Below are 23,992 nucleotides of genomic sequence, written 5' to 3'. Positions count from 1 at the left end.
AGCCGTTCTGCTCTTCGGCCGGTCAGCCGTTCTGCTCTTCAGGTGCTCAGCCGTTCAGCCGTCCCGTACGGGCCGTCAGCCGTGGCGGCCACGGCGGCGGGCGGCCATCACGGCCAGACCGCCGAGGCCGAGCAGGCCGACGCCCGCCAGGCCGAAGACCACCGGGGCGTTGCCCGCACCGGTGGAGGGCAGCTCACCGCCCCCACCGGGGTGGTGGCTGGTCGGGTGACCGGTCGGGTGGTGGCCGGTCGGATGGTGGCTGGTCGGGGCCGGGTGCGCGCTCGATGTCGAAGCGCTGGCCGACGGCGAGTGGTGACTCGGGCTCGGGGAGGTGGGCATCGGCGAGGTCGGGCTCGGAGACGTCGGCGAGGGAGGCGTCGGGGACGGGGACGTCGGCGACGGCGAGGTCGGTGACGGAGACGGCGAGGTCGGCGACGGGCTCGGCGTCACCGTGCACTCCGGCAGGTCCCCGTCGAACGGGTAGCTGTGGATCTCGTAGCCGCCGGTCCCCGTGTGGATCAGGTTGCCCGCCAGGTACACCCGACCGTTCATGCCCGGCTGGGCGATGATGGTGGTGCCGCCCGGGTTGCCGGCCAGGACCGAGCCCTGGAACTGGGCGCCACCGAGGATCTGGGCCGTGGTCGCGGTGGGGAAGTTGTACATCACCTTCGAGCGCAGCTCGGTGGTCTGGTCCCCTGCCAGGCCGGTGCCCGTGTAGGTGTTGATGATCGGGCTGTCGCCGAGCATGTTCACCACGACGGTGGCGCCGGCCGGGATGCGGTTGAAGACCAGGCCGATCTGCCGCCCGGCCGGCGAGGCGAGGTTCCGGGTGACGTTGAAGACCTGCTTCGCGCTGGTCCCGTCGCCGGTGAAGGTCGCCGTGCTGGAGGAGATGTCGACGGTGCCGGTCGCGGTGGCCCGCCCCACGCAGTCGGAGACCTCTTCGATCCGGGTGAGCACGGTCCGGTACGGCGCGGCGGCGTTGGAGTCCTGGATCGACTGGCCGGTGGGATCGATGTTGACGGTGCCGGTCACGCTGCCGGCGTGGCGCAGGTTGCCGAACGCCTGGCCGTGGGAGTCGCTGCCACCGATGAGGACGGTGTTGCCGGTCCTGACGTCGGCGTTCCCGCCGGTGGTGACGAAGTCGCTGCCGTTGGGCGGGACGACGCGTGAACCGACGCCGACGACGCCCATGTTGTAGACGCCGCCGCCGTTCTTGTCGACGGCCAGGTTTCCCAGCGTGACGATCTTGCCCTCGGCCTCGGCGGCGCGGCCGTTCACAATGTAGTTGCCGCCGGTGAAGACGTTGATGGTGGCGTCCCGTCCGGTGAAGTCGCCGTTGTTCGACGGCGGCCAGGTGCCGGGGCAGTCGGGTCCGGTGCAGGCGCCCAGCGGCGGGGCCAGCGGAGCGGCCGAACCGACCGTCAGCACGGCGGCCGGCGGCAGCGCGGCGACGGCTGTCGCCACCGCGACGCGGACGGCCCGGCGGCTGCGGGTGGCGGGTGTTCTCACGGCGGTCGTTCGGTGATCCGGCGAACCGGTGGCCTGCCCCATCGACTGTTCCTCCGCGCAGAGAAAAGGGCAGGTTCGGATGACCTGCCATGGTCCGTGTGATCTGCTGGCGGTCCCACAAATCCGGGATATCCAACCCTATATCGGACTATTCGCACCCTATGGACCCTCAGGTCCGATCCGGAATTCTTACGAACGGCCCAGCGATCTCCCGGGTGCGCTCCCCTGCCCGCGAAGCTCTAGGTTGGAGTCATGACCACCGAGGCCCAGGACCAGAGCGCGCCGCTCGTCGCCGTCGCGTCCGCCGACGCCGTGCTGCGGCACCCCGAGGCGGGCGAGCACCTGCTGACCGCTCTCGAACGGGAACGCGCCGCGCGTTTCCGGCACGAGTCGGGGCGGGTCGACTTCACCGCCGGGCACCTGCTGGTCCGGCTCTGCGCCGCGCGGCTGCTCGGTGTCCCGGCGGCGGGCCTGGTGCTCGCCCAGCAGTGCCCGGACTGCGGGCTCGCCGACCACGGCAAGCCGTACCTGCCGGACCACCCCGGGGTGCACGTGAGCCTGTCGCACACCCGGGGCGTGGTCGCGGCGGGCGCCGGCTACCGGCCGATCGGCGTGGACGTCGAACTGTCCGGCCGCGGCGGCTCGCTGCGGGCGGTCGCCCGCCGGGTACTGGCCCCGGCGGAGCTCGCCCTGGTCGAGGCGGACCCGGAGCCGGACCGGGCGTTCCTGCGGCTGTGGGTGCGCAAGGAGTCGCTGATCAAGATCGGGCGGGCCACCCTGGACACCCTCGGCCGGATCGACCTCTCCGCCCTGCCGTTGGCCGTACCGCCGGGGGCGCCGGTGCGCAGCCGGTACGAGGACCTGCACCTGATCGACTGGACCGACCCGGAGCACGGCGCCGCCGTCGCGGCGGTCAGCACCGCCGCACCGCGGATCGTGGAGCTGACGGCCGCGGGCTGAACCGCGGGCCCGGGCTCTCGCCACCGCCGACCCGAGCGGCGGGCCCGTGGATAAGCGGTGTTAGCGTGCCTGCTCGTGGGCGCGCCGACCGCGCGCGCCCGCTTCCCAGCTGCCCACCGGATCCAAAGGGTGCCCCGCCATGGCCAAGTTCCTGCTGAGCCTGCACGTCCTCGTGTCGGTCCTGTTCATAGGCCCGGTCGCGGTCGCCGTCAGCATGTTCCCGCGCCGGGCGAAGGCCGCGCTGGCCGGCGGGCCGGACCAGGCCTCCGACGCGGGCGGCGTGCTGCGCGTCCTGCACCGGATCACCCAGGTCTACGCGCTGCTGGGGGTCGCGGTGCCGGTGCTGGGCATCGGCCTGGCCCAGGTGATGGACGTGATGGGCCAGTCCTGGGTGATCGTCTCGATGGTGCTGACCGCGATCGCCGCGCTCTCGCTGCTGCTGTTCGTGCTGCCCGGCCAGCAGGCCGCCGTGGAGGCGCTCGGCCTCGACCCGGCGGACGAGCAGCGCGCCAAGGCCGTCAACGGCCTGCGCCTGCTGCCGATGACGGCCGGGGTGTTCAACCTGCTGTGGGCCGTGGTCGTGGTCCTCATGGTCATCCGGCCGGGCTCCAGCACCGGCGTCTGATCCCTCCGGATCCCCCGGATCCCCCGGATCCCCGCCGTCCCCCTGCCCCGCCCTGCCCACCCGGCCTCACCCGGCCCCGTCCGGTCCGTCCGTCCCCCCTCGCCCCTCGCCCCCTCCCGCCGACCGGGCTTGTTCGAGTACCGTCCTGGGCCATGACGATCATGGCGGGCATGGGCAGCCCGACGGGAACCGGCGTCGGCCCGCTGCTGCGCGGCTGGCGGGAACGACGACAGCTCAGCCAACTGCAACTGGCGCTGCGGGCGGACTCCTCGGCCCGGCACCTCAGCTTCGTGGAGAACGGCCGCTCCCGCCCGAGCCGGGAGCTCCTGCTGAGGCTGGCCGAGCAGTTGGACGTCCCGGTGCGTGAGCGCAACACCCTGCTGCTCGCGGCCGGCTACGCCCCGCACTACCCCGAGACACCGCTGGACGACCCCTCGATGGACGCGCTGCGCGGCGGCGTGGAGCGGCTGCTGGCCGCCCACGACCCGTACCCGGCGGTCGTCGTCGACGGGAGCTTCCGGGTACTGGCGGCCAACCGCTCGCTCGGACTGCTCCTGGACGGGGTCGCCCCGCACCTGCTGGAGCCGCCGCTCAACGCGATCCGGGTCACCCTGCACCCGGACGGGCTGGCGCCGCGCATCGTCAACCTGCGGCAGTGGCGCCACCACCTGCTGGAGCGGATGGAGCGCCAGCTGGAGCTGGTCCGCGCCGAACCGCTGCGGCGGCTGTACGAGGAGGTCCGCGGCTACCCCGAGCCGGCCGACGACCCGGCGCAGGACGCGGCCGGGGACGGCTTCCCGTTCGCGCTACCGGTCCGGATCCGCCACGACGGGCGGGTACTGTCCTTCCTCTCCACCGTCGCGACCTTCAACACCCCGCTGGACGTGACCGTCTCCGAGCTGGCCATGGAGACCTTCCTCCCGGCCGACGCGGCGACGGTGCGGTTCCTGCAGTCCGCGGTGGGGCCGGAGCGTCAGCTGTAGCGGGCGCTCCCACCGTTGCGGCTGTTCCCGCCCTTGCCGTCGTTCCCGCCCTTGCCGTCGTTCCCGCCGCTGCGCCCGCTCCGGCGCAGGGCGGTGAACTGCAGGACGGCGAACAGGCCGACCGCCGCGGCCTGCACCGGGATCCAGACGAAGCCGGCGGTGGTCGGCTCCAGCCACGCCTCCATCGCCACCAGGCTGAGCACCACCCAGGCCAGGTTGAGGTCGATCACCGTCCGCACGCCCAGCGGCGGCGGCTGCCGACGGGCCGCCAGCGCGCCGACCGCGACCGCGTAGACGGCGAGGAGGGCCCCGAGGCCGAACAGGGTGGCGCGGCCGAGGCCGAGCAGCTCACCGAGCGGGCCCGGGAAGGCCAGGTAGGCCAGGCCGTTGCCGCCGGTGACCAGGGCGTCCAGGGCGAGGACGCCGCGCACCGTCCACGGCGAGAACGCGGAACCCGGCCGGGCGGGGGTGAGGGTGTTCGCGTGGGCGGACATGACGGATCGCCTCCTGTCGGGGGTGGGATCCCGGGGCCTTGACGGCCTCACCGGGTTGCCCCCACCCTGCCCGGCCCGACGGCGGGCGTCGATTACCCCGCAGGTAACGGCCACTCCGGGCGCCGGGGCCGTACGGTCGCTACGGCCGCCGGGGCCGTACGGTCGCTACCGACTCCGGGGCGGGTACGGTCGCTACGGCCGCCGGGGCGGCTGCCGGAGCAGGACCCCCGCCCGCTTCACCGCGCGGGCGGTGATCGTGGTCTCGACGCGGGCGGCCCCGAGCGGGCCGAGGGTGTCGGTGAGGAAGCGGTACAGCTCGCCGTGGTCCGCGCAGAACAGCGTCGCCAGCAGGTTGGTCGGGCCGCTGGTGGCGAACACGCCGTGCACCTGCGGGTGGCGGGCCAGGGCCGCACCGACCTCGGCGAGCCGGCCGGGCGGCACGTCCAGCCAGAGGTTGGCGTCGACGGCCATGCCGAGCAGCCGCGGGTCGACGGTGGCGTGGGTGCGCAGCAGTCCGAGCTCGTCCAGCCGGTGCAGTCGGCGGCGCACGGTCGACTCGGGGGCGCCGACGGCCGCGGCCAGGACGGCGTGGGACTGCCGGGCGTCCTCGCCCAACCGATCCAGCAGCGCACGGTCGAGGCCGTCCAGCGGTGGGGGTGCGGCGGGGCGCGGGACGGCGGGACGGGCGAGCGCGGCGGCCTCCGCCTCGGTCAGGTGGCCGGCCCACCACTGCCCGGCGTCGGCGAAGGCGTGCAGCACGGCGTGGGTGGTGGTCTCGGTGACGGCGCCGGTCGCGGGCAACTGCCCGTACAGCAGCCGGTCGCGGGCGCCGGCGTCGGTCATCATGACGGCGCCGATCTCGTGGCCGCCGAGCATCACGTCGACGAAGGGGACGTCGGAGCGGTCGGCCAGCGCCTGCGCGATGGTGTCCACCCGGCCGCTGAGCACCCGGACCCGCAACAGCAGCGCACCCACGGCTGCGTCCTCGACGTCGGGCATCCGGACCACCCGCAGCACCCCGGCCTGCCGCATCCGGGCCAGGCGGCGGGTGACCGTACGGGCGGAGACGCCCAGCACCTCGGCGATCCGGCCGGGCTCGGCCCGTCCGTCCACCTGGAGGGCGCAGATCAGGCGGCGGTCGAGCGCGTCCAGTACGGCGTCCGGATCGGCAGCGGAGAGGTCCATGGTGTCCGATTCCCGTCATTCTCGGCGGCTTGAGCGTCCCGTTCGGCAACCCCGACGGTACTACTTGTCTCGGGAGGCCGGAGCGAACCGGCCGTGAGCAGGTGAGGAAGACCGTGATGAACGAGCTGTGGACGCTGGCGCAGGGTGTGGAGGCCGCGGTGCGCGAGGTCGGCGCGAAGCTGGCGGCCCGCCGGTCCACCGAACCCGTCACGGCGCGGACGCTCGAGGAGGCCGGGGCCCGCTTCGCCGAACTGGACGGGCCGGCCGCCGCCGAGCTGCAGCAGCGGCTGACCGCGCTGCGCCCGCAGGCCGGCTGGGTGCCGGAGGAGTCGGACGACTCGGTGCCCGCCGAGGGCGAGTGGTGGCTCTGCGACGCGACCGACGGCGCGGTGCAGTACCTGCTCGGCCAGCCGCACTGGGCGGTCACCGCCACGCTGGTCCGGGACGGCGCCGCCGTGCTCGCCGTGGTGCACGCCCCGGAGCTGAACGGCGGACGGACCTACCGTGCGGTGCTGGGCGGCGGAGCCGAGCTGGACGGTCGCGCCATCACCCCGCTGGAGCGCGAGCTGGCGGCCACCGTCGCCGCCACCAGCCAGCCGCCGCGGGTGGCCGGGGACCCGGTGGCACTGCGCCGGGCGGGCGCGTCGCTGTCCGCGATGGCGGGCGCGGTGCTGGCGGTGCGCAACCTCGGCCCGACCGCACTGCAGGTGGCGCAGGTCGGCTCCGGGCACCTGGCGCTGTTCTGGGAGTACGGCCTGGACGCGGGCAACCTGCTGCCCGGCGCGCTGATCGCGAGCGAGGCGGGCGCGGCGGTGACGGACGCCGCCGGGGCGGCCTGGACGGCCGACGCCGACAGCTTCCTCGCCGCCGCGCCCGGGCTGCACGCGGACGCGCTGGGGGTGCTGGGGGCGGTCAGCTGAGCTTGAGGTCGTCAGCTGAGCTTGAGGTCAGCTGAGCTTGAGGTCAGCTGAGCTTGAGGTCAGCTGAGCTTGAACAGGGCGGCCGCGTTGTCGTGGCAGACCGCCCGCAGCCACTCCTCCCCCAGCCCCAACCCGGCCAGCGCGTCCAGCTGGTGGACGTACCGGTACGGGATGTTGGGGAAGTCGCTGCCGAGCAGGATCCGGTCCTGCAGCCCGCGCAGGCGCGGCAGTTCGTCGCGCGGGAACGGGTCGTCGGCCTCGACGAAGTCGGTGAACGCCATGGTGGTGTCCAGCCGGACGGCCGGGTGGCGCTCGGCCAGGTCGAGGAATTCGCGGTAGTCGGACATGCCGAGGTGGGCGACCACCAGGACCAGCCCGGGGTGCCGGTCCAGCACCGCGCCGATCGGGCCGGGACCGGTGAACTTGCCCGCCACCGGCCCGGATCCGCAGTGACTGACCACCGGGGTGCCGGTCTCGGCGAGCAGTCCCCAGACCTCGTCCAGCGAACGGTCCGTCGGGTCGTAGCCGCCGACCTGCAGGTGTGCCTTGAACACCCGGGCGCCGTCCTCGAGCGCCCGGGCCACGTAGCCGGGCGCCTCGGGTTCGGCGAAGAAGGTCGCGGTGTGCAGGCAGTCCGGGGTGCGGGCGGCGAAGTCGGCGGACCAGGCGTTCAGCCAGGCGGCCATCCCGGGCTTGTGCGGGTACAGCATGGACGTGAACGCCCGTACGCCGAACTCCCTTAGCCGCCGGACGCGTTCGTCCTCGGCCTCGCGGTAGGTGATCGGCCAGGGGCGGTTGATGAGCGGCCCCGCCGCGTCGAAGTACGCCCACACCTTGTCGAGGACGTTCTTCGGCATGAAGTGGGTGTGCACGTCGATCAGGCCGGGCAGCCCGAGGGCCTGCCAGAACGCGCGGACCTCCGCCACCCCCTGGCAGCCCGCCTCTCGGGCGCTCACTTCCCGGCCGCTCACGCGGGCACCGGGCGGGCGCGGTCGATGATCGCCTCGGTGTCGACCCCCGCCGGCAGCGTGCCGAAGGCCGCGCCGTGGTCGCCGCCCAACCGGCCGGCGCAGAACGCGTCGGCCACCGCCGGGTCGCCGTACCGGACCAGCAGCGAGCCCTGGAAGGCCAGCGCCATCGACTCCACCAGCCGGCGGGTGCGGTACTCCAGGTCGGTCAGGTCGGTGAGTTCCTTGCGCAGCGCGGCGACGGCCGCGTCCAGCCGGCGGTCCGCGCCCGCGGCGGCGTCGAGTTCGCCGAGGAAGGCCTCCACGCTCTCCGGGCGCTTGGCCATGGCGCGCAGCGCGTCCAGGGCGGCGACGTTGCCGGAGCCCTCCCAGATCGACACCAGCGGCGCCTCGCGGTAGAGCCGGGGCATCCCGGACTCCTCCACGTAGCCGTTGCCGCCCAGGCACTCCAGCGCCTCGGCGGCGTGCGCCGGACCGCGCTTGCACACCCAGTACTTGGTCACCGCCAGGCCCAACCGCCGTACCAGCGACTCGGTTTCGTCCCCGGCCAGGGCGAGGTCGGTGGACTGGGCGAGCCGCATCGCGACCGTGGTGGCCGCCTCGGACTCCACCACCAGGTCGGCCAGCACGTTGCGCATCAGCGGCTGGTCGACCAGCGCCTTGCCGAACGCCCGCCGGTGCAGGGCGTGGTGGACGGCACGGGTGGCGCCGTAGCGCATGCCGGAGGCGGCGCCGATGGTGCAGTCCAGGCGGGTCATGTTGACCATCTCGATGATGGTCGGCACCCCGCGGCCCTCCTCGCCGACCAGCCAGCCGGCCGCGCCGTCGTACTCCAGCTCGGCGGAGGCGTTGGACTTGTTGCCGAGCTTGTCCTTGAGCCGCATCAGGTGCAGGCGGTTGCGGCTGCCGTCCGGCAGGACGCGCGGCAGCGCGAAGCAGCTGAGCCCGCCCGGGGCCTGGGCGAGCGTCAGGAACAGGTCGGACATCGGCGCCGAGGTGAACCACTTGTGGCCGGTGATCCGGTAGGTGCCGTCCGGCTGCGGGACCGCGGTGGTGGTGTTGGTGCGGACGTCCGAGCCGCCCTGCTTCTCGGTCATCGACATGCCGGCGATCAGCCCGCGCTTGGTGCGCGGCTCGCGCAGCCCGAAGTCGTACTCCTTCGCGGCCAGCAGGGGCTCCCACTCCTCGGCCAGGGCGGGGGTCGCACGCAGCGCCGGGACGGCGGCGTAGGTCATCGAGATCGGGCAGGTGTGGCCGGCCTCGACCTGACTCCAGACGAAGAACTTGGCGGCGCGGGCGGCGTGGGCGCCGGGGCGCTCGTCCCGCCAGGGCGCGGCGTGCAGGCCGTACGAGACGGCGGTGCGCATCAGTTCGTGCCAGTACGGGTGGAACTCGACCTCGTCGATCCGGTGACCGAAGCGGTCGTGGGTGCGCAGCACCGGCGGGTTCTCGTTGGCCAGCCGGCCCCACTCGGCGGCCTGCTCGGAGCCGGCCAGCCGGCCCAGCTCGCGCAGCTCGGGCTCGGCCCAGCCCGCGCCGGCCCGCCGCAGGGCGGCGAGCAGCGCGGGGTCGGCGGCGGTGTCGTGTCCGTACGGCAGGGGCACCTGGTTGGTGACCTCATGCGTCGCTGTCATCGCGTCCTCCCAGGGCACGCAGGGTGAAGGAGACCAGGGCGGGGACCACCTCGGCGGCGGCCCTCCGGGGATCGGTGGGCGTGGCGGGCCCGGTGGGCCGGGCAGGGCCGGCGGGATCGGTGGGCCCGGCAGGCTCGGCGGGATCGGTGGGCTCGGCGGGCGTGGGCCCGGTGGGCGTGGGCCCGGTGGGCCCCGCAGGCTCGGCGGATTCGCCGGCGAGCGGGCCGGCCAGCGCCTCGCCGACCGCGCCGACCAGGGCCGCGGCGGTCAGCACCGGATCCTGCTCGGGCAGTTCGCCGCTCGCCACGGCGGCGGCGATCTCGGTGGCGATCACATCGCGGAACGCCCGCCGGAACACCAGGCGCTCACCGTCCACCACCGCGTCGGCGGGTTCGACCAGCAACGCGTACGCCAGCCGGCGCGCGCGCAGGGCGCGGGTGGCGAAGGTCTCGACGACGGCGGCGATCCGCCGCTGCGGGGTGTCCCACTGGGCGGCGGCCGCGTTGACCGCGTCGATCTCGCGGGTGACCACCCGGCGGAACAGCTGCACCGACAGCTCGGCCTTGTTGGCGAAGTGCTGGTAGAGGCTGCCGGTGGCGATCCCGGCGCGGTCCGCCACGGCGGCCATCGTGCAGCCGCCGTAACCGCGTTCGGCGAGCAGGAGGACGGCCGACTGCAGCACCGCCTCGCGCTGGGCGTCCAGACGGGCTTGTACGGCGGGCGTGCGTCGGTAGGCCACGGAAGCATTGAAGCACTGATTCAGCGCTTCGGGGAGGGGCCGGGCCGCCGGGGTCCGGGTTGCCAGGGGCCGGGGGCCGGGCTTCCGGGGTCCGGGCTGCCGGGGTGGGGGCTCCCAGGGTCGGGTCTCCCCGGACGACGCGAGGAGGCCACCCCGGGCAGCGGGGCAGCCTCCTCAGTTCGTGGTGATCGCCGACGCGCTACAGCGGGCGGCGCTCCTGCTCCTGCCGCTGGCCCTCGACGTCCAGCGGGCCGAAGGCCGGGATCAGCTGCGGCGACTTGGCCAGGGAGCGGGCGGCGTCCTGGTCGCCCAGGCCGGCCCACTCCAGCACCTTGGCGGTGGCCTCCGCCGACTGCTCGGCGGGCAGCTTGCCGATGTTGGAGCCGTGGTTGCCGCCGGGCACGGTGTAGACGTAGCTGTCCTCACTGCCCCGGCCGAGGTGGAACGGCTTGGCGCCCCACGGGTCGTTGCCGCCGTAGACGTACATGATCCGCTCGCCCTCGCGCTTCACCCAGCGGTCGATGTCGGGCATCGCGTTCCGGTTGAAGACGGTCGGGATCTCCTTCGGCACGTAGGTGCGGGCCGAGTAGAGCTCCTTGTAGTCGTAGTGCAGCAGGTCCTTCAGGCGCGAGACGTCGAAGAACGGTGCGCCCAGCTCGGTGGCGGCCTGGTAGTAGTACGCGGTGTACTTCGCCAGCGACTGGTCGCTGTTGCCGGTGATGCCCGACTGCGCGTCGAACCAGGCGTACAGCTCGTCGTCGGTCGCGGTGGCGGCCACCGGGACCTTGGCGCAGTCCGCCTCCAGGCTGTACTGCCAGAACGCCCAGACCACGTCCAGCACGCCCGCCTCGTACGCGCGGTCCGGGGTGCCGAGGGTGTTGAAGGTGGAGCCGGCCGCCTTGTTGTCAGCGACGTAGCGGGTCTCCAGGCGGTCGCGGCGCACCAGCAGCTCGCGCTGGGCGGCGTTCAGCCGGTCCCGGCACTCGGGGGTGCCGACGGTGCGGAAGAACTCGCTGTAGGCCGCGTAGTCGTTGACGTCGGTGTTGTTCGGCGCGACGTAGGCGATCGTGCCGGCCACGTCGTCCGGGTAGAAGCGGCGGTAGAAGGTGGAGGACATGCCGCCCTTGCTGGCGCCGGTGGACAGCCACTCCTGCTGGTAGATCCGCTTGAGCGCGGTCACCAGCCGGTGCGAGTCGGCGGCCCCCTGGCGGATGCCGGCCTTGGACCAGTCCGCCGGGTCGGGGCGCGAGGGGGTGAAGAAGCGGTACTCGATGGAGACCTGGTTGCCGTCCACCAGCCGGGTCGGCTCGGTGCGGGACGGGGTGGTGCCCAGGGTGTAGCCGTTGGTGTAGAAGACGGTCGGGCGGTCGTAGCCGCGGTGCAGCAGGCTGAAGCGCTGCTGGAAGGTGCCCAGCCAGGGGCGGAACTGGTCGATCGGCTGGGTGTAGGTGGCGAGGAAGTAGCGGTGGTCCGCGTCGGTCGGCTTCTCCTCGGTGATGGTCACCCCGGGGATCGCAGCCAGCCGGTCCTTGATGTCGGCGTTCGGGTCGTCGGCGGGGCTCCGGCCGTGGGCCGACCCGGCCGTCCGGGCGCCCTGGGCGTCGGCGGCCAGCGCAGGGGACGCCAGCCCGCCGAACGCGAGCAGCGGTATCAGCAGGGTGGAAACCAACAGTCTTCTCAGCGTGGTGGTCATCAACTCTCCATCTGGTCAACGGACATGACTGCCGCCTTGTGGACACAACTCTGCGGTGCGGGTGGTACGGCGGCCGCCCGGTGGACGGCCGAATGGGCCATCCGCCGTCGGCGGGTGGCCCATCGGGGCAAGGGCGCTGGTCGTTGGGCCGTTGGGCCGTTGGGTCGCCGGGTCGCTGGGTCGCCCACGCGCGGGCGGTGCCTAAGGCAGGGCGGCCGCCTATGGGCGGGGCGGGTGCCCTACGGGCGGGGCAGGGCGCAGCCCGGGAGGGTGAGGTCGAACCGGTTTCCGGTGGCGAAGCAGGCCGGGATCCCGTACGTCTCCTGGGCGTAGCCGATGCCTTGGCGCACCGTCACGGTGCCGCTCTGGTCGACCTCGCAGGGGTTGTCCAGGGTGCAGCGCTCGCCGCTCTCGTTGATCGTGTTGTTGACGGCGACCAGCTGGCCGGACGAGGCGTCGACCACCGGCGAGCCGGAGGTGCCGCCGATCACGTCGCAGCTCGAGGTGTAGCGGACGGAGTCCTTGAAGGTCCAGTCGGCTTCCTTCAACCGGTAGGCGAAGCCGTCGACCGAGCAGGAGTAGATCTTCTTCCAGTAGCCGGAGACGACCCGGATCGAGGCGCCCTGGACGGGGTGGGTGGTGGCGACGGTCAGCGGGGCGATCCCGTACCGGGACTGGATCGAGGAGTAACTGGTGTTCAGCTGGTAGATCGACACGTCGGTGTCGGTCATCGCGCCGTAGACCACCTTGGTCGCGCGCAGCGTGGCGAGGCGTCCGCCGGTGGCGCTGAGCAGGGTGAAGCTCCGGCTGGAGGGCTGGTCGAGGACCACCTGGCCGGGGCCGGGCATGCCGGACTCCAGGCAGTGGCCGTTGGAGAGCACGAGCGCGGGGTCGCTCGCGGCCGAGCCGGGCATCCGTACCAGCGAGCCGGAGCAGTTGCTGAGTGCGACCGCTCCGGCGAAGTTGACGGTGGCCGAGGGGGCGGCCTGGACCTGGGAGGCTCCGGCGAGGGTGGCTCCGGCGGCCAGGAGCGTGGCGAGCATGCCTATGAGCGGCTTCTTCATGAGAGACCTCTCGGTGTGGGGGGTCCACGTGGGGGTCCACCAAAGCTGTCGCGGACATGACGTCCTGTCAAGAGTCAAAGCGCGACAAAGAGGCCATCCCGATCCGCCATGCCCGGTTGGCACCGCCGTCGGGGCCGGGGCGCCTTCGCGCCCCCTGCCCCGCGGGTCAACTTCCCTGCCAGTGGCGCCGACCCAGGCTGATCAGGCGCAGTTGCAGGCGCGCGGTGGCGGCGATCCGCCGCTCCCGGGCCGGGTCCGCCTCCTGCGCCTCCAGGAAGGCGGAGGCCGTGGACACCATGTGGTCCACGTACAACTCGGCGAGCATCCGCAGGTCCCGCTCGCTCCACCCCCGCGACACCGGCTGCAGCGCGAGCGCGGCACCCACCTCGGCGGCAAAGCGGCCGAGTTCGGCGTCGATCGCCTCGCGCACCTGCCGGACCCCGCCGTGCCGCTCGCGCGACAGGAAGCGGACGTGCGCGCGGTGTTCGCGGACGTGCCGCTCGATCACGTCCACCGCGCGGTCGATCAGCTCCTCGGCGCCGCCGGCCTCGGCGAGCACCGAGCGGATCATGACGTGCAGGCTGGCCAGCGACTCCTCGACCAGCGCGACCCCGAGTGCGGCGAGGTCCGGGAAGTGCCGATAGAACGCGGCCGGGGAGAGCCCGGCCTCCCGGGTGACCTCGCGAACGCCGAGGCTCGCCAGGTTCTGATCGGCCAGCAGGTGCAACCCCGCGTCCAGCAACGCCCGCCGACTCTGCTGCTTCTGGGCCTGTCTGGCCCCTACGGTGTGACTCACGTCATTCAGTAAACAGTTGTTTGCCGAACTTGGCCAGCCGGGGTACAGTGGTGCCGAAGTCAGTAAACACTTGTCAACCGAAACCGGCGCCACCACAGCCGCCGTCGAAGGAGTCAGCCGTGATCCTGTTCTCCGCCCTCGTCGCCATGGCCGTCCTGATCGGTACCGCCGCCCACACCTCGCTCCCGGTGTTCCTCGCCGCCTCCGCCGCCATCACCGCCTGGCTGCTCGCCTTCGGCGCCCGCGAGGGCATCGCCCGCCTGCGCCACCGCTGACCCGGACCCTCCCCGGACCACTCCCGCGTCCACTCCCGCGTCCACTCCCGCGACCACTCCCAGAGAGGACCCGCACAGCCATGAGCACCGTCACCACCCCGCAGAACGCCGGCCGCCGGGAGACCGCCGAGGCCGACAACCTGGCCGTCGCCTCCTTCCTGCTCGGCCTGCCGGGCCTGCTGCTCTTCAACATCGTCCTGGGCCCGATCGCCATCACCCTCGCCACCCTGGCCCTGCTCCGTGGCACCAGCCGCCGCGGCCGCGCCGTCCTCGGCCTCGCGTTCGGCACCGCCTCGCTGGCGATCCTCGCCGTCACCACCGCCACCTCCCACGGCGTGCTCATGGACTTCAGCTCCTGAGCCGTCCTCAGCTCCTCGGCCGATCCGCCGGACAGTCGACCCGTCGGGCCATCGAACCGCCAGACAGTCGATCCGTCCGACAGTCGAACAACTGATCCCTTCAATCCGCCCCGCTCCCCCGGCCCGGCACATAGGGTGGGCCACATCGGCCGGACGACCTCAGGGGGCAGGAGTGACCACGGAGAACCGCAGCGACGCACAGCCGGCGCGGCCCACCCCGACGGGCGGACGACTCCTCGCGGTGAGCGATCTGCACATCTCCTACCAGGAGAACCGCGACCTGGTGGAGAAGATCCAGCCCACCCACCCCGCCGACTGGCTGCTCGTCGCCGGCGACGTCGCCGAACTCACCACCAGCATCGAGTGGGCCCTCGGCCTGCTCGCCGAGCGCTTCGCCCGCGTGGTGTGGGTGCCCGGCAACCACGAGCTGTGGACCCACCCCGAGGACCCGGTCCAGCTGCGCGGTGTGGCCCGCTACGAACACCTGGTGGAACTCTGCCGCCGCCTCGGCGTGGTGACCCCCGAGGACCCCTACCCGGTCTGGGAGGGCGCGGGCGGGCCGGTCCGTATCGCCCCGCTCTTCCTCCTGTACGACTACTCCTTCCGTGCGCCGGGCACGACCACCAAGGAGGAGTCCCTGGCGGCCGCGTACGAGAGCGGCGTCGTCTGCGCGGACGAGCGGATGCTCCACCCCGACCCGTTCCCGGACCTCGACTCCTGGTGCCGAGAGCGCGTCCGGCTGACCGAGGCGCGGCTGGCGGCCTGCGACCCGGACGTCCCGCTCGTCTTCGTCAACCACTACCCGCTGGTCCGCCACCCCACCGAGATCCTCTGGTACCCCGAGTTCGCCCAGTGGTGCGGCACCGAGCTGACCGCCGACTGGCACCGCCGCTTCAACACCGCGGCGATGATCTACGGCCACCTGCACATCCCCCGTAAGACCAGCTACGACGGCGTGCCCTTCGAGGAGGTCTCGCTGGGCTACCCGCGTGAGTGGCGCAAGCGCGGCCTGCCGGACCCGCTGCTGCGCGAGGTGTTCCCGCAGACCGCGGACTGACTCCCTGCTCCGGCTCTTCCTCCTCGCGCCGTCACCCCACCGTTTCCTCCTCCGTCTCCTCCTTCTCTGCCTTCTCCTCCGTCGCGATCGGCTCCTACTCCGTGGCGATCGCCCGCAGGACGTCCAGCCGCGACGCCCGGCCCGCCGGGCGCAGGCCGGCCACCGCGCCCGCCAGCAGCCCGGCCGCCAGGACCACGGCCAACTGCTCGGGCGGTATCGCGAAGGACCCCGTCCCGGCGCTGTCCGAGGCCCGGACCAGGGCCCAGCCGAGGAAGGCGCCGAGCCCCAGCCCGCCGACCGTGCCGAACGCCGCCACCAGCACCGACTCCCAGCGCACCATGCCGCGCAGCTGCGCCCTGGTCTGGCCGACCGCCCGCAGCAGCCCCAGTTCCCTGGTCCGCTCGTGCACCGCCAGCGTCAGCGTGTTGGCGATGCCCAGCAGCGCGATCAGCACCGCCAGCGCCAGCAGCGCGTAGACCACCGAGAGCATCATGTCGACGCCGGAGGCCGCGCTCTTGGCGTACTCCGCCCGGTCCTGCACCTGCGGACTGCCGAACGGGACCAGCGCCTTCTCGACCGCCGCCTTGCCGGCGCCCGGTGAGACGCCGTCGCGCAGCCCGACCGCGACCATGGTGTCGGCGTCCTGCCCCCGGTGCGGGGCCCAGGCCTGCCTGGTCATCAGGTAGTCCCCGGCCAGCCCGCCGCCCTCGTAGAGCGCACGGACGGTGAACGGGCCGCTCGCGCCGTCGGTGAAACCCACGGTGACGGTCTGTCCGAGCCGCCAGCCGTGCTGCTGCGCCTCGGTGCGGGAGACCGCCAGCCCGTCCGTGCCGAGCGCGGCGAGCGAGCCGTCGACCCGGCCGAGGTCGACGATGCCGGACAGCCGGGCCGGGTCGGTGACGTCCAGCGTCCGCCCGTGCCCGTCGATCCGGGCGACGCCCCGGCCGAGCCCGACCGTCTGCCGCACCTCGGGCAGCCCGGCCAGGGCGTCCGCCACCTTGGGGCTGATCCCGCTGCCGCCGGCCCCGAACGAGGCGGTGGTGACGGCGAGATCGCCCGCGAAGGACTTGCTCACCGTGTCGTCCAGGGTGGCCTTGATCGACGCGCCGAAGACCGTGAACAGCGTGACCACCGCGACCCCGATCATCAGCGCGCTCGCCGTGGCCGCCGTCCGGCGCGGGTTGCGGGCCGCGTTGCGCCGGGCCAGCACCCCGGAGACGCCGCGCAGCCTGGGCAGCGGCGCGCCCAGCGTCCGGACCGCGAAGGCCGCGGCGACCGGCCCGAGCACCACCGTGCCCGCCAGCACCGCCAGTGCCCCGGCCGCCGTCAGCAGGACGGACGGACCGTCGGTGGCGCCGAGGACGGCCACCGGGACACCCCCGGCCAGCAGCAGTCCGCCGAGCGCCACCCGGACGGTACCCGAGCGCCCCTGCGCCGCCCGGTCGACACCGGTCTCCCGCAGCGCCGCCAGCGGAGCCGTCCGCCCGGCCCGGACGGCCGGCAGCAGCGCCGAACCCACCGCGACCAGCGTCCCGACCAGCAGCGGCAGCAGGACGGCGGCCGCGCTGATCACCATGCCGCCGGTCGGCAGGGCGAAGCCGAGCACCGAGAACAGCGCCTTGAGTCCGGTCGCCACCCCGATCCCGCCCAGCAGCCCGCCGAGCGAGGCCAGCAGGCCCACCGCCAGTGCCTCCGCCAGCGTCGCCCCGAGCACCTGGGCGCGCACCGCGCCGAGCGCCCGCAGCAGCGCGTTCTCCCGGCTCCGCTGGGCGACCACGATGGCGAAGGTGTTGTGGATGGTGAACGTCGCCACCAGCAGCGCGATCCCGGCGAAGACCAGCAGCAGCGTGGTGAACATGGTCAGGAACCGCCCGGACAGCAGCTGGGTGGACTCCTGGGTGGCCGCCGTACCGGTGATCGCCTCGACGCCGGAGGGCAGTTGCGGGGCGATCCGGTCGACCAGCTCCCGCTGGGACACCCCGCCGGCCGCGCGGACCTGGATCGAACCGGCCTGCCCCGCCCCCTTGGGCGTGAGGTAGCGCTCGGCGTCCGCGAAGGTCATCGCGGTGAAGGTGCTCGGCCCCATGCCGTCCGCGCTCGCCCCGAAGGTCGCGATGCCGACGATGGTGACCGGCACCGGGTCCGGGGTGCGCAGCACGGTGGTCGAGCCGAGGTGCAGCCCGCCCGACTTCGCCGCGCCCCGGTTCACCACGACCTCGCCCGGGGCGGCCGGCGCCCGGCCCTCGGCCAGCCGGTACGGGTTGAGCCGGCCGTCGGTGAGCCAGTTGCCCGCCAGCGTGGGCGGGCCCTGACCGCCGATCGGTTTGCCGTCGCTCCCGATGAGTTGACCCGCGCCCTGGACGGACGGCTCGACGGCCGCCACGCCGGGGATCGTGCGCAGCCGGTCGGCGAGCGACACCGCCACCGGCGCCCGCACCCCGCCGGCCGTGCCCGGGGAGTCCAGGACGTCGGCGCTGCGGACCACGACGTCGGTGCCCGCGTTGGCGTCGGCGAAGAGGGTGTCGAAGTTGGCCCGCAGGGTGTCACCCAGCACCATCGTGCCGGTCAGGAAGCTCACCCCGAGCAGGATGGACAGCAGGGTGCCGGTCAGCCGCCGCTTGTGGGCGCGCAGCGACCGCAGGCTGAGCCTGAGGGTGGCGGTGTTCATGCGCCCGCTCATGCCTGCCCCCGTTCGAAGGCCTTCATCCGGTCCAGCACCAGCCCGGCGCTGGGCCGCTCCATCCGGTCGACCAGCCGGCCGTCGGCGAGAAAGAGCGCCTCGTCGGCCCAGCCGGCGGCCGTCGGGTCGTGGGTGACCATGACCACGGCCTGGCCCATCTCGTCCACCGCCCGGCGCAGCAGGCCGAGCACCTCGCCGCCGGTGCGGGAGTCGAGGTTGCCGGTGGGCTCGTCGGCGAAGACCACCTGCGGCCGCCCGGCCAGCGCCCGGGCCACCGCGACCCGCTGCTGCTGGCCGCCGGAGAGCTCGCTCGGACGGTGCTGCAGCCGGTCGCCGAGGCCGACGACGTCGATCAGCGCCTCCAGCCAGGCCCGGTCGGGGGCGGCCCCGGCCAGGTCGAGCGGGAGGGTGATGTTCTCCCGGACGGTGAGCGTGGGCACCAGGTTGAAGGCCTGGAACACGAAGCCGATCCGCTCCCGGCGCAGCAGCGTGAGCCGCCGGTCGCTCAGCGAGCCGAGTTCGGTGTCCCCGATCCAGGCGCTGCCGGCGGTGAGCGTGTCCAGCCCGGCCGCGCAGTGCATCAGGGTGGACTTGCCCGAGCCGGAGGGGCCCATGATCGCGGTGAAGCGCCCGGACGGGAACTCCACCGTGACGTGGTCCAGCGCCCGGACCTCGGTGCCGCCGACGCCGTGGATCTTCACGGCGTCGGCGACCCGCGCGGCGGTGCCGCGTACGACGTCGAGGGTGGTCACTTGGCGCCACCTCCCCGGGCGTCGTCTCGCGGCGGTTCGCTGAGCACGGCCCGCTTGGCGCGGTACTCCTCGGCGTCGATGTCGCCCTCGGCGTAGCGGCGGCCCAAGACGGCCAGCGGGTGCTCCGCGGCGGATCCGGCCCCGTACCCGAAGCCGCAGCCGCGGCGCCGCCAGACCGTGCGGCGCAGCACCACGATCACCAGGAACACCACGGCGATCCAGACCAGGGGGATCAGCAGGATCCAGGGTCCGGGCCCGTGCCAGTCGGCGAGCTGCGTGTACATGGTGGTTCATCTCCTCGGCCGTGGGCCTTCAGGACCTCGGGCGGTTCCCGAGGTGTCCGAAGCGTCCCGCCGAGGGGTCTCATCACGCGTCCTACCAGCAGCGGCAGTCGGGATACTCCCGGGAGAGTACGAGCGGCCGGTGACACGCCGGGCCGGGAGTAGCCGCACCCGGGAACGCCCGCGCCCGGGCGTAGGCACGCAGGGAGTAGGCACGCCCGGGCGTAGGCACGCAGGGAGTAGCCACACCGGGAGCGTCCGCGCCGGGACGGAATCCGCCGCTCAGCCCAGCCAACCCGGCCGCACCAGCCCCGACTCGTAGGCCAGCACCACCAGTTGCGCCCGGTCCCGCGCCCCGAGCTTCACCATCGCCCGGCTGACGTGCGTCTTCGCCGTCAGCGGGCTGACCACCAACCGCCGGGCGATCTCCTCGTTGGACAGCCCCATCCCGACCAGCGCCAGCACCTCGCGCTCCCGCTCGGTCAGCGTCGAGATGTCCGTCAGCCCCTTCGGCGCCGCCTCGGGGGCCTTGGACCGGGCGGCGAACTCGCCGATCAGCCGTCTGGTCACCCCCGGCGAGAGCAGCGCGTCCCCCGCGACCGCGACCCGGATCGCCCGCAGCAGGTCGGCCGGCTCGGTGTCCTTGACCAGGAAGCCCGCCGCCCCCGAGCGCAGCGCCTCGAAGACGTACTCGTCCAGCTCGAAGGTGGTCAGCACGACCACCCGTACGGAGGACAGCGCAGGGTCCTCGGCGATCCTCCTGGTCGCCTCCAGCCCGTCCATCCTCGGCATTCGGATGTCCATCAGCACGACGTCCGGCACGAGTTCGCGGGCGAGCTGCAGCGCCGCCTCCCCGTCGTCCGCCTCGCCGACCACCGTGAGGTCGTCCTGCAGGTCCAGCAGGGCCCGGAAGCCCGCCCTGACCAGCAGTTGGTCATCCGCCAGCAGTACCCGAATCACTCATTCCCCGCCTTCGGTGTCGGCAGCTCCGCCCGGACCCGGAAGCCGCCGCCGGGCAGCGGCCCCGCCGTGATGGTGCCACCGAACGCGGCCGCGCGTTCCCGCATCCCGACCAGCCCGCTGCCGGACCCGCCGGCGTCGGAGACCACCGTCGGCCCCGGGTCCTCGACCCGGACCACCAGCAGGGCGGGGTCCGTCCAGTCCAACACCACGACCGCCTGCCGGGCCGCCGAGTGCCGGATGACGTTGGTGAGGCCCTCCTGGACGATCCGGAAGGCGGTGAGGTCGACGGTGGCGGACAGCGCGCGGCGCTCGCCGCGCTCGTGCACCTCGGCCTCCAGTCCCACCCGGTCGGCCTGCTCGGTGAGTTCGTCCAGCCGGTCCAGCCCGGGGGCCGGGCCGCGCGGCGCCGCCCCGGGCCCGCGCAGCGTCGCCAGCACCTGGCGGACCTCGCCGAGCGCCTCCTTGCTGGTCGACTTGATGGTGACCAGCGCGGTGCGGGCCTCCTCCGGCCGCCGGTCGAGCAGTGCCAGCGCGACCCCCGCCTGGATGTTGATCAGTGACAGGCTGTGCGCCAGGATGTCGTGCAACTCCCGGGCCATCTTGAGCCGTTCCTCGTTGGCCCGGCGCTCCTCCAGCTGCTGGCGGAAGGCCCGGTGGGCGGCGATCCGCTCGCGCCGGAACCGGACGATCTCGGCGATCGCCAGCACCAGCAGCAGCCAGGCCAGCAGCCCGAGTTCCTGCAGCCAGGCGGTGCCGGACGGCGGGGCGGCCCGCTGCCAGTTCGCGGGCAGCACGAAGGTGACGAGCACGTGCACCAGGTAGACCCCGCCCAGGCCGGCCCAGGCCGCCCGGCGGTGCCCGGCGGCGATCGCGGCGCAGCAGGCGATCAGCCAGCTCAGGAACGCCGGCCCGTACGGGTACCCGGCGGCCAGGTACCCGGCGGTGACCACCGAGGTGCCGGCCACCACCGCGACCGGACGGCGGCAGCGCAGCACCAGCAGGGCCGGCCCGAGCAGCAGCAGGAGGTAGCCGAACGCGTCCAGCGGCGCCCGCCCGGGCTGGTTGTGCGCGGCGAACCGCGAGCCGACCAGCTGGACCACCGCGACCGCCACCGCCAGCCCCAGCGGCAGGCCCGCCTTGGCCGCGCGCACCCACGGCGGGCGCCACGGCTCGGGCGGCTCCGGCGCGGCCGGATCCTCCGCGGACGGCTCCGGCGGTTCCTCCGCAGGCGGCTCCGGCGGCTGGGACATGGGCGGCATCATGCCCACAAGCTAGACCCGCGCCCCGCCCCCACGCGTCCTCCACGGGTGGCGTTCGGGCGTACTCCCGCTGGAGTACATCCGAAGGCGCCCTACTCCCCACTCTGCCCCCTCTGCTCCCCCCGCTCTGCCCGTCTCAACGGTCTGGCGGTCTAGCGGCCCTCGGTGGCAGCCCGCGCCTCCTCCTCCGCCTTCTCGAAAGTCGCCGACGCCTCCGGCCGCGCCAGCGTGACCACCAGCTCCCCGTCGCTCACGTCCGCGATCAGCGTGTCCCCCTCCCGCACGGAGCCGTCCAGCAGCAGGTTGGAGATCCGGTTGTCCAGCTCCGACTGGATCGTCCGGCGCAGCGGCCGGGCCCCGAACTCCGGCTGGTACCCGCGGTTGACCAGGAACTCCTTCGCCGCCTCGGTGACGTCCAGCCGGACGTCCTGTGCCCGCAGCCGCCGCCGGCTGCGCTCCAGCAGCAGGTCCACCACCGACAGCAGGTCCTTCCGGGTGAGCCCGTGGAAGACGATCACCTCGTCGATCCGGTTGAGGAACTCCGGCCGGAAGTGCCCGCGCAGGTCCCGCATCAGGTCGTCCCTGATCTGGTCCACGTTCCCGGAGTGGTCCAGGATCCGCTGCGAGCCGATGTTGCTGGTCATGATCACCACGGTGTTGCGGAAGTCGACCGTACGCCCCTGGGAGTCGGTCAGCCGCCCGTCGTCCAGCACCTGGAGCAGCAGGTTGAAGACGTCCGGGTGCGCCTTCTCCACCTCGTCGAAGAGCAGCACGCTGTACGGCTTGCGGCGCACCGCCTCGGTCAGCTGCCCGGCCTCGTCGTAGCCGACGTACCCGGGCGGGGAGCCGACCAGCCGGGAAACGGTGTGCTTCTCCTGGAACTCGCTCATGTCGAAGCGGATCATCCGGTCCGGGTCGCCGAACAGCAGCGCCGCCAGCGCCTTCGCCAACTCGGTCTTGCCGACGCCGGTCGGGCCGAGGAAGAGGAAGGAACCGGTCGGCCGCTCCGGGTCGCCCATCCCGGCCCGGCCGCGGCGCACCGCCTGGGCGACGGCGGTGACCGCCTCGTCCTGGCCGATCACCTTCTCGTGCAGGTGCTCCTCCAGTTTGAGCAGCCGCTCCTTCTCGGTCGCGTTCAGCTCCGCGACCGGGATGCCGGTCCGGGAGGACAGCACCTGCGCGATGTCGTCGGCCGTCACGTCGACGACCTCCTCGCGGGACTCGGCGACCGCCGCCAGCTCGTCCTCGGTCTGCCGCAGCTCGGTCTTCAGGTTGGCGGCCCGGACGAACTCCTCGTCCGCGACGGCCTCGTCCAGCTCCCGCTTCAGCTTGGTGATCCGGTCCTGCACCCCGGTCGCCTCGGTGGACCCGCTCAGGCTGCGCAGCCGCACCCGCGCGCCGGCCTGGTCCAACAGGTCGATCGCCTTGTCGGGCAGGAAACGGTCGCTGACGTACCGGTCGGAGAGCGCCGCCGCCGCGTCCAACGCCTCGTCGGTGAACCGCACCTGGTGGTGCGCCTCGTAGGCGTCGCGCAGCCCGTGCAGGATCTCGATGGTCTCCTCGACGCTCGGCTCGGGCACCAGCACCGGCTGGAAGCGCCGTTCCAGCGCGGCGTCCTTCTCCACGTGCTTGCGGTACTCGTCCAGCGTCGTCGCGCCGACCACGCTCAACTCGCCGCGCGCGAGCGCCGGTTTGAGGATGTTGCCGGCATCCATCGAGCCCTCGCCGCCACCGCCCGCGCCGACCACGGTGTGCAGCTCGTCCAGGAACAGGATCACGCTCTTCTCGGCGGCCGTGACCTCGTCGATCACGTTCTTCAGCCGCTCCTCGAACTCTCCCCGGTACTTGGAGCCCGCCACCAGCGCGGTCAGGTCGAGGGCGACCACCCGCTTCTCCTTGAGGCTCCGCGGCACGTCCCCGGAGACGATCCGCTGGGCCAGGCCCTCGACGATCGCGGTCTTGCCGACGCCCGGCTCACCGATCAGTACCGGATTGTTCTTGGTCCGCCGGGAGAGGATCTCGACGGTCTGCTCGATCTCCTCGGCCCGCCCCACCACCGGGTCCAGCCGGCCCGAGAGCGCCTCCGCGGTGAGGTCGCGCCCGTACTCGTCCAGCGTCGGCGTCTCGCTCGGGTGCGCGCCCGTACTGCTGCGCTCGCCACCGGTACCGCGCCCCTCCAGCACCGACTTCAGCACCTCCTGCGAGGGCGCCGATTTGCGCAGCGCCACGCCCGCACCCGAACGCTCCTGGTCCAGCAGCGCGCCGAGGATGTGCTCCGGCCCGATGTACGAGGCACCAGCCGCCTGCGAGCGGGCGTGCGCGGCGAGCAGCGCGCGCTTGGCCGAAGGGGTGAGCGCCGGCTGCCCGTCCACCGCGTCGGGGTTGCCGACCGGCAGGGCGTGCTCCAGATCGCCGGACAGCTGGTCCGGGTCGATGCCCGCGCGCTCCAGCATCCGCCGCGAGGGGTCCACCTGGGCGGCCGCCCAGGCCAGGTGGGCGGTGTCGAGGTCACTGGAACCGTCCTCGGACGCGCGCCGCGCGGCCAGTGCGAGCAACTCCTGCGAGGACTCGCTGAGCAGCCGCCCGATCGGCACCCGCTGCACGGCGGGCGGGGAAGCCAGCGGGCTCATTCCGAAGAACCGGCTGAGGAGATCGGAGAACGGATCGTTCGATCCGAACGGGGGCATGGTCACGGCGATTCACCTTTCCCAAGCGGTTTGCAGCCACACAAACACAGGCCGTGCGACCGCGCCTGTCGAGTCGGACAGCGCCTCCCACGGCCGCCGTCAGCGG

At 73.4% G+C, this 23,992-nt stretch carries 22 protein-coding genes; 7 read left to right on the top strand and 15 right to left on the bottom strand.

What is annotated here, in order from left to right; all coding sequences use genetic code 11:
• Positions 1-75 precede the first annotated feature (75 nt).
• Entirely contained in the window at positions 76-1,512 is a 1,437-nt protein-coding gene (locus ACZ51D_RS18120) for a choice-of-anchor A family protein (RefSeq protein WP_465662788.1), read from the bottom strand.
• A 252-nt stretch (positions 1,513-1,764) separates the two neighbouring features.
• On the opposite strand from ACZ51D_RS18120, the gene ACZ51D_RS18115 reads away from it, so the two are divergent.
• The 3 genes from ACZ51D_RS18115 (at position 1,765) to ACZ51D_RS18105 (ending at position 4,080) form a co-directional block, all read left to right on the top strand.
• Positions 1,765-2,472 (top strand): 4'-phosphopantetheinyl transferase family protein, encoded by a 708-nt coding sequence (locus tag ACZ51D_RS18115; RefSeq protein WP_360492854.1) that lies wholly within the window; start codon positions 1,765-1,767, stop codon positions 2,470-2,472.
• Positions 2,473-2,611: 139 nt separating this feature from the next.
• Positions 2,612-3,097, top strand: coding sequence for a hypothetical protein (locus tag ACZ51D_RS18110; RefSeq protein WP_465662786.1), 486 nt, complete (start codon positions 2,612-2,614; stop codon positions 3,095-3,097).
• A 152-nt stretch (positions 3,098-3,249) separates the two neighbouring features.
• Positions 3,250-4,080: a helix-turn-helix domain-containing protein gene (locus tag ACZ51D_RS18105; RefSeq protein ID WP_465662784.1), complete on the top strand. Its 831-nt coding sequence runs from the start codon at positions 3,250-3,252 to the stop codon at positions 4,078-4,080.
• Here the strand turns inward: ACZ51D_RS18105 and ACZ51D_RS18100 are convergent.
• Positions 4,071-4,574: a hypothetical protein gene (locus tag ACZ51D_RS18100; protein ID WP_465662782.1), complete on the bottom strand. Its 504-nt coding sequence runs from the start codon at positions 4,572-4,574 to the stop codon at positions 4,071-4,073. The two genes, ACZ51D_RS18105 and ACZ51D_RS18100, sit on opposite strands and share 10 nt — an antisense overlap.
• Before the next feature lie 192 nt (positions 4,575-4,766).
• Positions 4,767-5,759 (bottom strand): Lrp/AsnC family transcriptional regulator, encoded by a 993-nt coding sequence (locus tag ACZ51D_RS18095; protein ID WP_465623697.1) that lies wholly within the window; start codon positions 5,757-5,759, stop codon positions 4,767-4,769.
• A 116-nt stretch (positions 5,760-5,875) separates the two neighbouring features.
• Between ACZ51D_RS18095 and ACZ51D_RS18090 the strand changes: the two genes are divergently transcribed.
• On the top strand, positions 5,876-6,679 hold the full coding sequence (locus ACZ51D_RS18090; protein ID WP_465662780.1) for an inositol monophosphatase family protein: 804 nt from the start codon (positions 5,876-5,878) through the stop codon (positions 6,677-6,679).
• A gap of 59 nt (positions 6,680-6,738) precedes the next feature.
• On the opposite strand, the gene ACZ51D_RS18085 is transcribed toward ACZ51D_RS18090, so the two are convergent.
• From ACZ51D_RS18085 to ACZ51D_RS18060, 6 genes are all read right to left on the bottom strand, one after another.
• Positions 6,739-7,635, bottom strand: coding sequence for an amidohydrolase family protein (locus ACZ51D_RS18085; RefSeq protein ID WP_465662778.1), 897 nt, complete (start codon positions 7,633-7,635; stop codon positions 6,739-6,741).
• An 11-nt stretch (positions 7,636-7,646) separates the two neighbouring features.
• Positions 7,647-9,281, bottom strand: coding sequence for an acyl-CoA dehydrogenase family protein (locus ACZ51D_RS18080; RefSeq protein ID WP_465662776.1), 1,635 nt, complete (start codon positions 9,279-9,281; stop codon positions 7,647-7,649).
• Entirely contained in the window at positions 9,265-10,020 is a 756-nt protein-coding gene (locus ACZ51D_RS18075; RefSeq protein WP_465662774.1) for a TetR/AcrR family transcriptional regulator, read from the bottom strand. The genes ACZ51D_RS18080 and ACZ51D_RS18075 overlap by 17 nt, the downstream gene beginning before the upstream one ends.
• Before the next feature lie 199 nt (positions 10,021-10,219).
• Positions 10,220-11,713: a S28 family serine protease gene (locus tag ACZ51D_RS18070; RefSeq protein ID WP_465623705.1), complete on the bottom strand. Its 1,494-nt coding sequence runs from the start codon at positions 11,711-11,713 to the stop codon at positions 10,220-10,222.
• A 239-nt stretch (positions 11,714-11,952) separates the two neighbouring features.
• A complete protein-coding gene (locus ACZ51D_RS18065) occupies positions 11,953-12,777 on the bottom strand; it encodes a S1 family peptidase (RefSeq protein WP_465623708.1) in 825 nt (274 codons plus the stop codon).
• 166 nt (positions 12,778-12,943) lie between these two features.
• Positions 12,944-13,573 carry a TetR family transcriptional regulator gene (locus ACZ51D_RS18060; RefSeq protein WP_465623710.1) on the bottom strand — a complete coding sequence of 210 codons (630 nt, stop codon included), beginning with the start codon at positions 13,571-13,573 and terminating at the stop codon, positions 12,944-12,946.
• Between the two features lie 119 nt (positions 13,574-13,692).
• Here ACZ51D_RS18060 and ACZ51D_RS18055 point away from each other — a divergent pair, with 119 nt between their 5' ends.
• From ACZ51D_RS18055 to ACZ51D_RS18045, 3 genes are all read left to right on the top strand, one after another.
• Complete coding sequence (locus tag ACZ51D_RS18055; RefSeq protein WP_189918519.1) at positions 13,693-13,848, top strand: hypothetical protein; 156 nt, start codon at positions 13,693-13,695, stop codon at positions 13,846-13,848.
• Between the two features lie 80 nt (positions 13,849-13,928).
• Positions 13,929-14,207 carry a DUF4190 domain-containing protein gene (locus tag ACZ51D_RS18050; RefSeq protein ID WP_465662772.1) on the top strand — a complete coding sequence of 93 codons (279 nt, stop codon included), beginning with the start codon at positions 13,929-13,931 and terminating at the stop codon, positions 14,205-14,207.
• Positions 14,208-14,379: 172 nt separating this feature from the next.
• On the top strand, positions 14,380-15,264 hold the full coding sequence (locus ACZ51D_RS18045; RefSeq protein ID WP_465662771.1) for a metallophosphoesterase family protein: 885 nt from the start codon (positions 14,380-14,382) through the stop codon (positions 15,262-15,264).
• 94 nt (positions 15,265-15,358) lie between these two features.
• Here ACZ51D_RS18045 and ACZ51D_RS18040 read toward each other — a convergent pair whose 3' ends face one another.
• The 6 genes from ACZ51D_RS18040 to ACZ51D_RS18015 form a co-directional block, all read right to left on the bottom strand.
• Positions 15,359-17,932 (bottom strand): FtsX-like permease family protein, encoded by a 2,574-nt coding sequence (locus ACZ51D_RS18040; RefSeq protein WP_465662769.1) that lies wholly within the window; start codon positions 17,930-17,932, stop codon positions 15,359-15,361.
• 8 nt (positions 17,933-17,940) lie between these two features.
• Positions 17,941-18,696 carry an ABC transporter ATP-binding protein gene (locus ACZ51D_RS18035; protein ID WP_465623716.1) on the bottom strand — a complete coding sequence of 252 codons (756 nt, stop codon included), beginning with the start codon at positions 18,694-18,696 and terminating at the stop codon, positions 17,941-17,943.
• Positions 18,693-18,980, bottom strand: a complete 288-nt coding sequence (locus ACZ51D_RS18030; protein ID WP_360492895.1) for an SHOCT domain-containing protein — start codon at positions 18,978-18,980, stop codon at positions 18,693-18,695. The genes ACZ51D_RS18035 and ACZ51D_RS18030 overlap by 4 nt, the downstream gene beginning before the upstream one ends.
• A gap of 279 nt (positions 18,981-19,259) precedes the next feature.
• A complete protein-coding gene (locus ACZ51D_RS18025; protein WP_360492898.1) occupies positions 19,260-19,937 on the bottom strand; it encodes a response regulator transcription factor in 678 nt (225 codons plus the stop codon).
• On the bottom strand, positions 19,934-21,190 hold the full coding sequence (locus ACZ51D_RS18020; RefSeq protein WP_465623718.1) for a sensor histidine kinase: 1,257 nt from the start codon (positions 21,188-21,190) through the stop codon (positions 19,934-19,936). Before ACZ51D_RS18020 ends, ACZ51D_RS18025 begins: the two co-directional genes overlap by 4 nt.
• Positions 21,191-21,351: 161 nt before the next feature.
• Positions 21,352-23,886, bottom strand: a complete 2,535-nt coding sequence (locus ACZ51D_RS18015; RefSeq protein WP_465662881.1) for an ATP-dependent Clp protease ATP-binding subunit — start codon at positions 23,884-23,886, stop codon at positions 21,352-21,354.
• Positions 23,887-23,992: the final 106 nt, after the last annotated feature.

Source organism: Kitasatospora sp. NPDC033851, assembly GCF_055576085.1.
The sequence above is the reverse complement of the archived record's forward strand: the minus strand, read 5'-3'. Positions and strand labels throughout refer to the sequence as shown.

Excerpts from the sequence above, each read along its gene's own strand:
- ACZ51D_RS18115 (WP_360492854.1), top strand. The coding sequence starts at position 1,765 with ATGACCACCGAGGCCCAGGACCAGAGCGCGCCGCTCGTCGCCGTCGCG.
- ACZ51D_RS18110 (WP_465662786.1), top strand. The coding sequence starts at position 2,612 with ATGGCCAAGTTCCTGCTGAGCCTGCACGTCCTCGTGTCGGTCCTGTTC.
- ACZ51D_RS18105 (WP_465662784.1), top strand. The coding sequence starts at position 3,250 with ATGACGATCATGGCGGGCATGGGCAGCCCGACGGGAACCGGCGTCGGC.
- ACZ51D_RS18100 (WP_465662782.1), bottom strand. The coding sequence starts at position 4,574 with ATGTCCGCCCACGCGAACACCCTCACCCCCGCCCGGCCGGGTTCCGCG.
- ACZ51D_RS18095 (WP_465623697.1), bottom strand. The coding sequence starts at position 5,759 with ATGGACCTCTCCGCTGCCGATCCGGACGCCGTACTGGACGCGCTCGAC.
- ACZ51D_RS18090 (WP_465662780.1), top strand. The coding sequence starts at position 5,876 with ATGAACGAGCTGTGGACGCTGGCGCAGGGTGTGGAGGCCGCGGTGCGC.
- ACZ51D_RS18080 (WP_465662776.1), bottom strand. The coding sequence starts at position 9,281 with ATGACAGCGACGCATGAGGTCACCAACCAGGTGCCCCTGCCGTACGGA.
- ACZ51D_RS18070 (WP_465623705.1), bottom strand. The coding sequence starts at position 11,713 with ATGACCACCACGCTGAGAAGACTGTTGGTTTCCACCCTGCTGATACCG.
- ACZ51D_RS18065 (WP_465623708.1), bottom strand. The coding sequence starts at position 12,777 with ATGAAGAAGCCGCTCATAGGCATGCTCGCCACGCTCCTGGCCGCCGGA.
- ACZ51D_RS18050 (WP_465662772.1), top strand. The coding sequence starts at position 13,929 with ATGAGCACCGTCACCACCCCGCAGAACGCCGGCCGCCGGGAGACCGCC.
- ACZ51D_RS18040 (WP_465662769.1), bottom strand. The coding sequence starts at position 17,932 with ATGAACACCGCCACCCTCAGGCTCAGCCTGCGGTCGCTGCGCGCCCAC.
- ACZ51D_RS18030 (WP_360492895.1), bottom strand. The coding sequence starts at position 18,980 with ATGTACACGCAGCTCGCCGACTGGCACGGGCCCGGACCCTGGATCCTG.
- ACZ51D_RS18020 (WP_465623718.1), bottom strand. The coding sequence starts at position 21,190 with ATGTCCCAGCCGCCGGAGCCGCCTGCGGAGGAACCGCCGGAGCCGTCC.
- ACZ51D_RS18015 (WP_465662881.1), bottom strand. The coding sequence starts at position 23,886 with ATGCCCCCGTTCGGATCGAACGATCCGTTCTCCGATCTCCTCAGCCGG.